Source organism: uncultured Psychrosphaera sp., assembly GCF_947500655.1.
Taxonomy (GTDB): domain Bacteria; phylum Pseudomonadota; class Gammaproteobacteria; order Enterobacterales; family Alteromonadaceae; genus Psychrosphaera.
The window spans coordinates 281,477-294,173 of the sequence record NZ_CANMSK010000002.1; the positions used below are offsets into that span (position 1 = coordinate 281,477).

At 36.3% G+C, this 12,697-nt stretch carries 12 protein-coding genes; 7 read left to right on the top strand and 5 right to left on the bottom strand.

Features of this window, described 5'->3' with window-relative positions; translation table 11 throughout:
• Position 1 precedes the first annotated feature (1 nt).
• From Q0940_RS03400 to Q0940_RS03410, 3 genes are all read right to left on the bottom strand, one after another.
• Positions 2-625 carry a LysE family translocator gene (locus Q0940_RS03400; RefSeq protein ID WP_299263912.1) on the bottom strand — a complete coding sequence of 208 codons (624 nt, stop codon included), beginning with the start codon at positions 623-625 and terminating at the stop codon, positions 2-4.
• Between the two features lie 140 nt (positions 626-765).
• Positions 766-3,906, bottom strand: a complete 3,141-nt coding sequence (locus Q0940_RS03405) for an efflux RND transporter permease subunit (protein ID WP_299263915.1) — start codon at positions 3,904-3,906, stop codon at positions 766-768.
• Between the two features lie 9 nt (positions 3,907-3,915).
• Complete coding sequence (locus tag Q0940_RS03410; protein ID WP_299263918.1) at positions 3,916-5,109, bottom strand: efflux RND transporter periplasmic adaptor subunit; 1,194 nt, start codon at positions 5,107-5,109, stop codon at positions 3,916-3,918.
• Positions 5,110-5,344: 235 nt separating this feature from the next.
• On the opposite strand from Q0940_RS03410, the gene Q0940_RS03415 reads away from it, so the two are divergent.
• Positions 5,345-7,195 carry a DEAD/DEAH box helicase gene (locus Q0940_RS03415; RefSeq protein ID WP_299263921.1) on the top strand — a complete coding sequence of 617 codons (1,851 nt, stop codon included), beginning with the start codon at positions 5,345-5,347 and terminating at the stop codon, positions 7,193-7,195.
• A gap of 99 nt (positions 7,196-7,294) precedes the next feature.
• On the opposite strand, the gene Q0940_RS03420 is transcribed toward Q0940_RS03415, so the two are convergent.
• Positions 7,295-8,056, bottom strand: coding sequence for a DUF805 domain-containing protein (locus tag Q0940_RS03420; RefSeq protein WP_299263924.1), 762 nt, complete (start codon positions 8,054-8,056; stop codon positions 7,295-7,297).
• Between the two features lie 242 nt (positions 8,057-8,298).
• Entirely contained in the window at positions 8,299-9,270 is a 972-nt protein-coding gene (locus Q0940_RS03425) for an integron integrase (RefSeq protein ID WP_299263927.1), read from the bottom strand.
• 244 nt (positions 9,271-9,514) lie between these two features.
• Here Q0940_RS03425 and Q0940_RS03430 point away from each other — a divergent pair, with 244 nt between their 5' ends.
• The 6 genes from Q0940_RS03430 (at position 9,515) to Q0940_RS03455 (ending at position 12,534) form a co-directional block, all read left to right on the top strand.
• Positions 9,515-9,751 (top strand): hypothetical protein, encoded by a 237-nt coding sequence (locus Q0940_RS03430; protein ID WP_299263930.1) that lies wholly within the window; start codon positions 9,515-9,517, stop codon positions 9,749-9,751.
• Positions 9,752-9,901: 150 nt separating this feature from the next.
• The gene (locus Q0940_RS03435; protein ID WP_299263933.1) at positions 9,902-10,474 is read left to right on the top strand and encodes an ion channel; all 573 of its coding nucleotides are present in this window, start codon (positions 9,902-9,904) and stop codon (positions 10,472-10,474) included.
• 140 nt (positions 10,475-10,614) lie between these two features.
• Positions 10,615-10,851, top strand: a complete 237-nt coding sequence (locus Q0940_RS03440) for a DUF3303 family protein (protein ID WP_299263935.1) — start codon at positions 10,615-10,617, stop codon at positions 10,849-10,851.
• 167 nt (positions 10,852-11,018) lie between these two features.
• Positions 11,019-11,516, top strand: a complete 498-nt coding sequence (locus Q0940_RS03445; RefSeq protein WP_299263939.1) for a hypothetical protein — start codon at positions 11,019-11,021, stop codon at positions 11,514-11,516.
• A 126-nt stretch (positions 11,517-11,642) separates the two neighbouring features.
• Entirely contained in the window at positions 11,643-12,137 is a 495-nt protein-coding gene (locus Q0940_RS03450; RefSeq protein WP_299263942.1) for a hypothetical protein, read from the top strand.
• A gap of 115 nt (positions 12,138-12,252) precedes the next feature.
• Positions 12,253-12,534, top strand: a complete 282-nt coding sequence (locus Q0940_RS03455; RefSeq protein ID WP_299263945.1) for a hypothetical protein — start codon at positions 12,253-12,255, stop codon at positions 12,532-12,534.
• Positions 12,535-12,697: the final 163 nt, after the last annotated feature.

A 12,697-nucleotide genomic window follows, 5' to 3' on the forward strand; every position in this document is an offset into this window, starting at 1 on the left:
ACTAGCTAACAGCAAGCCAAATAGCAACGGCTATCATTAACGACCCAGAAATTTTGTTTAGTTTTTTAACATTATCTTTCTGGGTTAATGCTTTCCCTATGGTTTTCCCGCCTGTTGCATATAACGTCATGCAGATGAATTCTGAGCAAGCTATTACTAATACTAATACCACTAATTGAGAAGCAACTGGTAAGTTAGGGTTAATAAAAGGAGGCAATAAAGACACCATAAAAGCCCAACCTTTAGGGTTGGCAATTGCCGTTATAAAACCTTGATTAAACAAAGCTTTTTTACTTACAAAAGCAGATTCAGAGCTTGTATCCGACAGCGCCAACTTACCTTTTGAGCGCCACATATTAATACCAATCCATAACAAATAGATCGCACCAAAAGCCTTCAATACCGTAAATAGTAATGGATATTGCAGCATAACGGCAGAGACACCAATTACCGCCGTAATAGCCACAGCTGCCACACCTAGTAATTCGCCCCACATCATCCACATGGTTTTTCTAACACCAATAGACATACCTAGACTCATTGCTAGTGTCATACACATACCTGGCGTGATACTGACCATAAAGAATGTCGGGATAAAGATTACCAAAAGCGTTAAATCGAGCAATGAAATTCCAAATTATCAATAAAAACAGACTGTTGAAGTTTTAATGTACGGTAATACTTCTACTTTGTCATCAGTTTAAATAATAAATGCATGTGTAATTTATAAACAAAAAAGCCTCAGTAAATTGAGGCTTTTCTAAATTAACTTACAGCGTTCAAAACTCCAATCCATATAGCTAGTTTTTTAAACTTAGATATAAACCACATTATAAGCTTAATTAAATCTTGTAAAATCAGATACAAACAAGGTACTAATATTAAGGTTATAACTGTTGCATACATCACAGCAAAGCCTAGTCCCGCCGCCATTGGCACAACAAAACGAGCTTGCAAACTAGTTTCAAACATAATTGGTAATACACCAACAAATGTTGTGATAGATGTTAATAATATCGCTCTAAAACGAGCGGTGCCAGCCTCTACTACTGAATCTTTAATACTGAAATCTTGTGTTCGTTTTTGGTTTACATAATCTGTCATTACCAAACTGTCGTTTATTACAACCCCAGCCGCAGCAATCAAACCAAATAAAGACATCATGCTCATATCTAAACCTAAGAACCAATGCCCAGCTATAGCACCTGTTAAACTAAATGGGATAACCGACATAATGATCAATGGTTGTGAGTAACTCTTAAGTGGTATCGCTAATAAAATGTAAATCATCAACAAACCAGCGATCAAGAACATTACAAACTCACTCTGTTGTGATTGGTCTTCTTCTATTTGACCACCCAACTCAGATTTAACACTTGGATATAACTCTTTTAGTTTTGGCAATAAATTTTCTTGTATTGATTTAACCACTTCATTAGGTGCAATAACATCTTCATCTATGGAGCCGAAGATATAAACACTACGATAGCCACCTTCGCGGCTAATGTAACTAATCCCCGGTTTTTCAGTCAATGTTACAACATCACCTAACATTACTTCTTTACCCGTTGGCGTGGTTAATATTGCATACTTCAACTCAGAGAAACGTTCACGTGTCAGTTCAGGGTAACGAACCATTACTTTTATTTCTTGTCCTTCACGTAATACTCGTTGTGCCTCACCACCGTAAAAACTGGCACCTATTTGGCTAGCAATAGATTGCAGATTAAGTCCAAGGTCATACGCAACCGCTTTTAGCTCTAGTTGTATTTCTTTACTGGCAGGGTCAATTGTGGAGCTCACATCATATAGACCTTTCTCTTGCTGTAGCATAGATATTAATTCTCTACCTGCTGCATTTAACGTTGGTATATCAGGGCCGAATAATAAGTAACCAAACTCACCTTGTCCTCCACTGCCATTAACATCATCTTGCACTGTAAATGACTTCACCCCTGGAATAACAGGCATGTTTTCACGCCAGCGACGGGCAAGTTCAAAGGTGTCAAATGGGCGTAACTCTTCATCAACCAAAGGCGCCATAATACGACCATCAGTGCGGCCATTATTATAAGCAAGGATATCTTTAACCATACTAGTACCGTATTCAGCAACTGTTTCTTTTTCAACGTTAATGATCACCTGTTCAATAGCTTTAATTGCATTGATGGTCATTTCATCAGAAACCGTTTCATTCATCTCAATTTCAATACTTGGAAAATCATGAGGTACTTTAGGTGTTGCAACCATGCGTACATGATTACCGATTAAGAGTCCAATGCTTAACAAAAGTAAACCAATGAATACCATCACTACTAGCCAGCGCCATTCGATACATTTATTCAAAAAGTTTTTATAGGGTCCATTTACAAAACCAAAGAACTTAGCATTGAATTTTTCTCGCCAGCTCCCCGCTTTTATTGGGGTTACTTTCATATGTGATAAATGAGCAGGCAGTATTAATTTTGATTCTATTAAGCTAAATACTAAACATAAAATAGCTACACCCGCAATGTTATAGAAAAAGTCTCCTTGTGGGCCGCTTGCGAATAACACTGGAGCAAATACAGCGATAGTTGTTAACACTCCAAAAGTTGCAGGAGTGGCTACTTTTTTAGCACCTTTAACAACATTCTCTACACCACCACCATGCTTTTCAACTTCAGAATAAGCACTTTCTCCAATAACAATCGCGTCATCCACCACAATCCCTAGCACCATAATGAAGGCAAAAAGAGAAAGAATATTAATGCTAATACCTAAAACAGGCATCATCATCACAGCACCTAAGAAACAAACTGGTAACCCTAACATTACCCAAAATGCTAATCGAACACGCAAAAATATGCCTAACATCAAAGCAACCAATAACGAGCCGTAAAATAAGTTATCGATCATCATATCCAAACGCGCGTTTAAGTAATATGTCATATCAACGATTGGATCTAGCTTCATGCCGATAGGTAGTGTTTTATTTCTTAATTCAACATAATCTTTAACCGACTTGGCAACTGGAATGGTATTTTGATCTTTGGTTGCTTTTATCGACATATTGACAACATTTAAGCCAGACATCTTGGAGTAATTTTCACCTTCCACAAATCCGTCTTTTATTGTCGCTATATCTTCCAATAAAACCTTAGATCCATTCATGCCAATTTTGACAGGAATATCTCTAAACTCTTCACCATTGTAATATTGGTTCTCAATACGCAAAGAAATTACGCCAGAATTAGTGCGTAGTTGACCAGCGGAGTAATTAGCTGAATAACGTTTGATTGCTTGCGAAATATCACTTAATGTTAAATCGTATTTACGTAATACTTCAGGCTTTACTTCAATCGCAATTTCTTCACTAGGGGCATAAACATCAACAAGAGAAATATTGTTTAATTCAAGTAGCTCATGTTCAACTTGTTTCGCTACACGTTTAAGTTCAGGTACCGGAAAATCCCCAATTAACGATAATTCTATAACTGGTTGGTTAAACTCTAATTGTGAAACCGTAATTGGCTCCATAGCACCAGGGAATGTCGCAATACTATCGATTTTAGATTTAACTTTATCTAATACATCCGACAAGTTTTTATCTGGATCGATTTCAAGCTCTATTTGACCAAAGTTTCTAAAGGCACTTCCTTTCTGCTTTGTTATTTCAGTCACGCTTTTAAGTGACTCTTCTATTTTGATTAGGATACTTTCTTCTATCTCTTGTGGTGATGCACCAGGATAAGTAGCCGTGATTTGTATATAGTTAAACTCTACATTAGGAAACATTTGGCGTTGCATGGTGAAATAGCTCACTAAACCCATGATAATAATGAAGAGCATCATTAAGTTGGCAGCAACGCTATTATTTGCAAAAAAGGCAATTAACCCTGTTTGCTTTTTTTCATTTGTTGACATAACTAATCCCTATTCTTTTTCAGAGCTAGTTGGCTCAACAGATACGTCATCAGACTTGTCTTTTGCTTTGATGTCTTTTTGTCCGGCGATTAACACGTCCATATCTTTTTGCGGATATTCAGGAAGTGTAAGGATTAAATTGTCACCATTTTGTAACCCGTTACCAACAATAAAATAATCAGCTTCTTCACGAATAACTTCAATACGTCTTATATCGAGTTTATTTTCATCAGTTGCTATCCAAACTGAATTATTAGTCACTAAATCTTGCGATAATTTAAATACGTTATTAAGACGTTGGCCATTAAATCTAACGGTTACGTAATTACCAAATTGCATCTTAGGTAATGAAGAGCCTATGCTGTATGGATTTTCGACTTGCACAACAATATTGGTCATACGAGTGTCGCTATCAACCACTCCTAAATCACGAACAATTTTTCCAGGTCGGTTAAATGCATAACGGCCATCTTTTGATACGTCGGCTTCTAAGCCTAATAATTGGTTTGGTAAAAATGCGCTGTCAAAACCAGCAATTGGGAAAATAATTTCTGCAGTTTCGATATTATTAATTTCACCAACTCGGGCACCTTGGTTTACGTTTTGGCCTTTACCTATATCTCTTGCAATAACTAGCGCATCATATGGCGCTCTTACTTCACAATAAGATAAATCTCTTTGCGCTAGCTTTAATCTTGCCTGTGCTGATTTAACAGCCGCTTGTGCACTTAATAATTGAGGTTTTCTTAAATATAAATCGGTTACTCTTGAATTAGGTAGGGTTTTAGCTTCACGTTCAGCTACATCAGCTAAACCACGTTCTTGTATTAAGCTAGATTGAGCGCTCGTTAATGCAGCTTCCGCTTGTAATACAGCAGCTTGGTAGTTATCAGGATTAACGTTAAATAATATGTCCCCACGTTTTACTAAGCCGCCAGCAACAAAATTAGGGTTCCAACTTATAACTTCACCTGATACTTGAGCAGATAAAATAGTACTTTCTAACGGTCTTACTTCACCATGACCAGTAATAACAACCTGGTGAGTAAGCGAACTAACTTTTTCTACTTTTACCGTAGGACGAGTTTCAACTGGTTTTTTTTCTTCTTCTTCTGGGCCAGATGCCCCAATAACACTCATACCAACAATGCCTAATATTAAAGCTAATATTGGAGCTGCTATTTTTATCCATTTCTTATTCATAATAATTCTTACCCTGATTAAATTACACTCATAATAACGTAACAATTGTGATTTGTCTGACTATCTAATTGTAAATAAATGTTTTATTTAACACTCAAATGTAAATGTATGTTGCGCTTATGCATGATTTATTAGTAAATCAAATCAAATCTATATAAATACGCCTCTAAGATAAAGCTTTATAACCTGTTAAACTACAGGCCAAACACGATTAATGATAAAACTTATATAAAGAATGTTTACACTTCGCCCCTATCAAACCGATGCCGTCAGCGCCACTTTAGAGCATTTTCGTAAAACCAACGAACCTGCTGTTATTGTGTTACCCACAGGTGCAGGTAAAAGTTTAGTTATTGCTGAATTAGCCAAACTGGCCAAACGTAAAATCCTAGTGCTTACCCACGTAAAAGAATTAGTAGAACAAAATCATAATAAGTTTGTGCAATACAGTGATTATTCTGGAGTGAAGTCTGGCGTATATTCCGCAGGATTAAAGTTAAAACAAACACAATTTCAAGTTACCTTTGCAAGCGTGCAGTCGGTTGTTCGTAATCTAAATGCGTTTGCCGCCGAATATTCTTTAGTTATTATTGATGAATGCCATCGTGTTAGTCAGCTACAAAAAACCAAAGCTGACCAAGATGGTGGTGCTAATGCAGCTTCTCCTGCTGTTGCTCTAGCTAAAAACAGCCAATACGGACAAATAGTCCAACAACTCAAAACCATTAATCCCGACTTAAAAATTCTAGGCTTAACAGCTACGCCTTATCGAATGGGGATGGGCTGGATATATCAATACCATCATCATGGTATTAAGCGCAGTGATTCAGCAAAGCCATTTGTCCGATGCATTTACGAATTGCCTTTGTCTTATATGATCAAGCATGGCTTTCTTACGCCTCCCAATATGGTTGACGCTCCCATAGCGCAATATGACTTTTCAGCGTTAGATTCAAATAAAAACGGTGAGTACTCTGAAAAAGAAGTAAATGAATTATTAGTTAAATATCCAAGAGTGACCCAAGCCATTACCGAACAAATAGAACAGTTAGCCACAACTCGCCAAGGCGTGATGATTTTTGCAGCCAGCATAAAACACGCAAAAGAGATCCAGGGATATTTACCAACTGATCAAACTGCGTTAATTACAGGCAAGACCAAACTTGCTGATCGTGAACAATTGATTAATCAATTTAAAGCTAAAAAACTCAAATTCTTAGTTAACGTATCAGTATTAACTACCGGTTTTGATGCACCTCACGTTGATTTTATTGCCATCTTACGACCGACAGAATCCGTCAGCTTATACCAACAAATTGTTGGCCGAGGGTTAAGGTTAAACGAAAATAAAAAAGATTGTTTGGTAGTTGATTATGCAGGTAACGGCATTAATATTTTTTATCCAGAAGTTGGTGAGAAAAAGCCAAATAGCAACAGTGAGCTTGTGCAAGTTTTTTGTCCAAGCTGCGGTTTTGCTAATACCTTTTGGGGACTTAAAGACAGCCAAGGCAATATAACCGAGCATTACGGGCGTAAATGCCAAGGCTTTTTTGAATCTGACGAGGATGATCTAGGAACTGGAGCTGAGCCTGAAAGAGTGGACTGTGATTATCGGTTTCGCTTTAAAGAATGCGAACATTGTAATGCTCAAAACGACATTGCAGCTCGGGTTTGCCATGCATGTAATGAAGATATTATTGATCCAGATGACAAACTAAAAGCAGCTTTAAAACTTAAAAACTCTTTAGTTATACGCTGTGCGGGTATGAGTGTACAGTGCTTAAAACCAGATCAAGAGCACAAACTCACTATTACTTATTACGACGAAGACGGCACCGAATTAAAAGAAAGCTTTGATATGAGCAACAAAAAAGTGCGTTTTCATTTTAATAAGCAATTTGGCAGCAGGCTTAATAATGGTGCAACACCAACCGAGTTTTTAAACGCTCAACAAGTAATAGACAAACAAGCACAGCTTTCTCCGCCTGACTTTATCGTCGCTAGAAAACAAAAACACTTTTGGCAGATACAAGAAAAGATCTTTGATTACCAAGGCAAATACCGTAAAGCCAACGAACTTAGTTAAGATAGTAGAAAAAAGAATGGGTGTTTAGATTCAGCCAATCTTTTTCTCTACTCATCATGCTATAGCAGCTCACTTCTCAATTGAATCTGCGTTTTAATATCAAGTAGTAGAATCGGCTAAGTTATCATTAGGGGTTAAAGGGTCGTCACCGTATTTATTTTCACCTTCAGTACCTCGCACCAGACCCAAATAAAAAATAGATATCAGTACACCAACTACAGGAATGAATAAAACCAGGGTAAACCAGCCAGTTTTATTAAAATCATGAAAGCGTTTAATATATATCACGACTGAAAACCACAAAGGTATTAATGACAAAACACATAAAACTATTTGTTTAATAATGAAAAAATCAGTATTTTTATTATTTTCAGGATTATAGTTTAAGTTAACTGTTGCTGATAAAAACATAGAAAACAAAGGAACAGCAACAGACATTATCATAAGCATTAAAATCCAATATTGCTTTCTGGATAATCGTCCTGATGTTGACAACAACACCTCTTTCATATTGACATTAATATTCATATTTATTTTCATAAAATAAACAAAAAAGAATACTAATAAACTAAACATTCCAAAAGATAAAAGTATAAACTGTAAATTAAGCAAAACGCTAATGAGATCAAATGATGCTCTATCATGAGAAGTTGAACTTTGGAAAATCATTATCAAACAACTTATCAGTGCATTAAATAAATAAAAAGAAAAAGTAGAAATCAACCAACCACGAGCAACAAATGGTTTGGAAAAACACGTCAACAATATTAAAGCTGAATTCAGAATGATTTCTGAAATTAACGGAAATGATGCTACGATCGTCATTAGCGTCTGATAAATAGAATAATCTTGATTATTCATTATTTAATAATCCTTATATTAAAAATATATTAACCTCTTTCCTCAAACTATTAATAGAAAGTAGACCAATTAAAAACTAAAAGTTATAGAAATATAACATGAAGAATAACATGGTCACCCATCTTAATTTGACAGTTTTTCAATGTACCAGATTCAAGTTCCTTTAAAGTGGGTGGCAATGTTATTTCTTTAAGTGTAACTCGTTTATGCCCCAAAGCGAGTTAGAGTAATTACTTTCAAATCTAAAGTAACTTACTCAACGGACTGACAACTCCATTGGCGCCTTGTTGCAATACATGAGTATAAATCTGGGTGGTTTTTACATCTGAATGTCCCAATTGACTTTGAACCGTTCGAATATCTGCACCACTTTGTAATAGGTGTGTTGCAAATGAATGCCTTAATGTATGAGGCGTTATTGGCTTTGTAAGTTTAGCTTTTTGCGCAGCAGATTTAATGGACTTTCTAACCCCTGAAGGATCAAAATGATGTCGTCTTATTTCACCAGTTTCAGGATCGGCACTTAATTTATAGGACGGAAATAAGAATTGCCATGTAAGTGATTTATTTGCAGAAGGATATTTTTTTGCAAGCGCGTTTGGCATCCATACTCCCGCGAACATGTCATTTTTCAAATCTAATTGTAAATATTCATCAACTTGAACAATTTGGTTTCTAAGCGCTGGGCACAACTCTTGAGCTAGAGTGACTATTCTATGTTTATTGCCTTTTCCATTCCATATTCGAATGCATTTGTAGTCAAAGTCGATGTCTTGGACACGTAGTTTAACCGCTTCCATAACCCGCAAACCACTACCATATAACAAACTTGCGACCAAATGATGCCGTTTATGTAGATTAGACAGCAGTAGACTTACCTCATCCGGTGTCATAACAACAGGTAACTTTTGCTGACGGCTACTTTTAATAAAGTTTAAATTTAGTGTCAGTTCATTATCAAGGATATGTTTGTATAAAAACGACAGCGCATTTAACGCCGTAGCTTGAGTTCTAGCAGCGACATTTTTAGTTAATATTAGGTCATCCAAAAATAACTCAACCTCTCTATCACCCATGCTAGCAGGGTGACGTTTATCATGAAAATGAATATAAGCGGAAATCCAACCCAAATATGTTTCGATAGATGATTTGGCGTAATGTTTACGGTACATATATTCTACAATGCTGTTTAAAAATGGCGATCTTGTTTTCATTACACTCTCACTTTGTAGCTGTATTTATACACAGTATTAATGAGTTTCCTACCAAGTCAAGAAAACAGGAACAATGCCCATCTTTGGGGGATCACAAAAAACCGAGTTGGTACGTAACAAAGGTATGGTAAATGTTGTAGAGGTTTGGTATTAATAGTGAAAATAAATAAGAGGAAACGCGTTGTCAGAAACTTAGGCAATCGTCCTCTGATTAAATTGTTATGTGTATAGGGAGGCTATCAGTTTGGCTAGGAAGCAAAGGTTTATTATCGCAATATCCCAAATGACAGAAGATGGCTCTCCTGTTTATGCAGGCTTTAATCACTTTAGAGGTGAAGCTATTTTTACGAGTACATTTAATACCTGCTACTTCGAAAATAAAACTTTGGAAAAAGTAAAAGGTGGTGGTATCAATGATAGTAATTATAAGTGTATTATTTCTGGAGAATACTACAGAGTTATGAAATTCGAAAAACTCTAGCTATATACACATAACAAACGCCTTAACTCCGACAATGTTTAGTTGTCATGTTTTTGGCAAACAACGCAAAAAGCCACGCCAACACATTGCGTGTTAGGCGGGCGTTAGTTTTCTCAGTGTTAATCCATTGATCGGAGTTTGAATTAAGTTATGGAAAATAAAGAACAAAGCCGATTAATCAAATTTTCCAATTGGTTAGCTCAAACTCGATTCGCCCAATTTGCCTTTTCTTCAGAGTTTCGAATTAGAGCATCTGTTTTAATATTCATTCTTTTTACTCACTTGTTTTATTGGGCTACAGCTTGGTATTCACCTTGGCCTTATATAGTATTTATGCTTTTTGGCTTATGGTTTTCACAAGGTGTTTATAAACCTTGGGCTTTGATAATTAAGCAATCTTCTCAGCCTGTTTATGATTCCGCGATGCTAAAAATTAGTGTTCCTTTTATTATTCTCAACTATATAGCGTTATTTGCCTGTCTTTATATGTTTGGGAGTGTTGTAGACGCGAGTGGAAATGAAATTCAAGGCACTTGGAAACACTTTTACTTTAGTACCGTAACACTCACAACACTGGGTTACGGTAATATAGTTCCTAACGATATAGTTGCAGAGGTTATTGCAACCATTCAATCTATTATAGGTTTTATGGGGTTTGCAGTTTTCGCAGGTATAGTTGCTTCAATCGCTTTAAAAAGAGTAGAGTTGCAAGACAAAAACTAACAAAAACATTAAACGGAAAATTTACAGTTGGCTGTTTTTCGTTCCTCAAACATTTTAGCCAACGTAAATTTCCGCTTATGTAAGCGTTATGTGTAAAGCTGATGAAGTAAAATGTTCGGAATACAAAAGGATATATAGACTTGAAAAAATATATGGTTGTAGAAAAATTCAAGCCAGGCTGTATAGAAGAAAATTATGAAAGATATAATAGCCAAGGCCGCATGTTTCCAAACGGACTTCATTATTTGAATTCTTGGGTGAATAGAGAGCTTAATGTGTGCTATCAATTGATGGAATCAAACGATATTGAATTATTTTATGAGTGGTTTAAAAAGTGGGATGATTTTGTTGATTTTGAATTAGTGCCGCTCGATTAATCTACACCTGAGTTAACAACTGAAGTGCAACAAACACATAACAAATTGCTGCACGCTGACACATACTGCTACGCTCGTTTTGTGTCTGTCGCTAGCGCTCCATTTTCACACAAAACGCTCTCCGCAGTATGTGCAGGTGAGCAAGGCGTTAGGCAACAAGGAAAGTTATGCGAATTCGGTTAGTTATCACATTATTATTACTTTTTAGCTTATCAGGTTGTGTAGGACTTGGAGCTATATCAATGAAAGCTGAAAGGCTAACAATTGACAGCCCCACGATCTCTAAAGAAAAAGGACGCTTTAAAAAAACTACTCAAAAAACGTCAGTGAACAAGTTAATTGAATACTGGGGGCAACCAGATTCAAAAGAGATATCAGAAGAGTTAAATACAGAAAAGTGGGATTATCATTTCAAAGAAGCCAATAAAGGTTTTTTTGCTATGTTAGTCATTATTCCTATACCGATATTATTGGATGACGGAATTCAAAAAGTTACTTTTCTCATAAAAAATGATCAAGTAATTATGGCGGAGTTACGTTACCAGTCAGAGACGGGCGCACTTTGTTTTGCCGCTTTTTTAGTGCATGGTTTCGTTCAAAGTGACTGTATTATTGGTTCAACTAAAATGGTTAATGGTATTCCAACACCTTTCTACAGAGAGTAATGTTGCCTAACAAGCGCCTGAACTCCGACAATGTAAAGTTGTCATGGTTTTGGCAAACAACGCAAAAAGCCACGCCAACACATTGCGTGTTAGGCGGGCGTTATAAACCTCAAGGAGTTTCGGAGTATGGATTCTAATTATAGTGGAATTATCGGTGGCATCATTGCTGTAATTCTATGCACAATCGTTTCATCTAAAATCAGTCATAAAACAACAGATGGTCAATTAAAATTTGGAGTTTTGATTTCTGGTTTATTTTGGTGTTGTTTAGCTTTTTCGTTAGGGTGTCTATATGTTTTATTGTTTATTGAATATAACCATGAACAAGATTTTTACCCTTTAATAGGGTTAATCGTTGGCTTTGGTATCGGTGCGATTTATTCGTTTGGCGAAGCATTCAAGGTTCATGGTAGGTTTGATGAAGTATCAATTCAATTTCATACACCTTGGTCTGGATCAAAAGACGAATTGTGGGTTAATTTAAAACAAGTAAAATTTCACTCTACCCCTAATTGGTATACTTTAACTTTTGAGAGTGGCGCTAAAATAAGATTGTCTGCATTATTAGGTGGTCATGGTTTAGTTATCGACCACGTTAAGTCATTAGGTCACGATTTATAACAAGCGCCTGAACTCCGACAATGATTAGTTGTCATGGTTTTGGCAAACAACGCAAAAAGCCACGCCAACACATTGCGTGTTAGGCGGGCGTTATATGCACAAGGAGTATCAGGCATTGTTCAATAAATTAATTCCAGTTTCGCTGATCGTTTTGTTATCAGCTTGTGGTGCAACTCAACCACCACCATACCAAAAAGATAGAAACCCTGAAGATAGGGATCAGTATAATGGTACTGAAGGTATGGCTCAGTATCAAAAAGATCAGAGTTACCTAGTTGGCAAGGAGTTATCTGATAAATGTACAAAAGCTAAAATTGACTTAGCAATTGCTGAAACAGATAAAAATGCGAGTGAAATTAAAAAGCAAAATGCACTCATTAGCAGTACATGCATATAACAAGTCATTTCAGCAGGACAAAAAACAGCTGGTTTTTGCTCGTGCCTCGCTAATTTTAACCAGCTATTTTATTGCCTCTGAATGAGGCGTTGGTATGACTCCCCACGTCAAGTTAAAAACACTGATCCCTCTTAATCTTTTAAGCCTTTAATAGTTATTTTTT

Excerpts from the sequence above, each read along its gene's own strand:
- Q0940_RS03415 (WP_299263921.1), top strand. The coding sequence starts at position 5,345 with ATGTTTACACTTCGCCCCTATCAAACCGATGCCGTCAGCGCCACTTTA.
- Q0940_RS03425 (WP_299263927.1), bottom strand. The coding sequence starts at position 9,270 with ATGAAAACAAGATCGCCATTTTTAAACAGCATTGTAGAATATATGTAC.
- Q0940_RS03435 (WP_299263933.1), top strand. The coding sequence starts at position 9,902 with ATGGAAAATAAAGAACAAAGCCGATTAATCAAATTTTCCAATTGGTTA.
- Q0940_RS03405 (WP_299263915.1), bottom strand. The coding sequence starts at position 3,906 with ATGTCAACAAATGAAAAAAAGCAAACAGGGTTAATTGCCTTTTTTGCA.
- Q0940_RS03410 (WP_299263918.1), bottom strand. The coding sequence starts at position 5,109 with ATGAATAAGAAATGGATAAAAATAGCAGCTCCAATATTAGCTTTAATA.
- Q0940_RS03450 (WP_299263942.1), top strand. The coding sequence starts at position 11,643 with ATGGATTCTAATTATAGTGGAATTATCGGTGGCATCATTGCTGTAATT.
- Q0940_RS03445 (WP_299263939.1), top strand. The coding sequence starts at position 11,019 with ATGCGAATTCGGTTAGTTATCACATTATTATTACTTTTTAGCTTATCA.
- Q0940_RS03420 (WP_299263924.1), bottom strand. The coding sequence starts at position 8,056 with ATGAATAATCAAGATTATTCTATTTATCAGACGCTAATGACGATCGTA.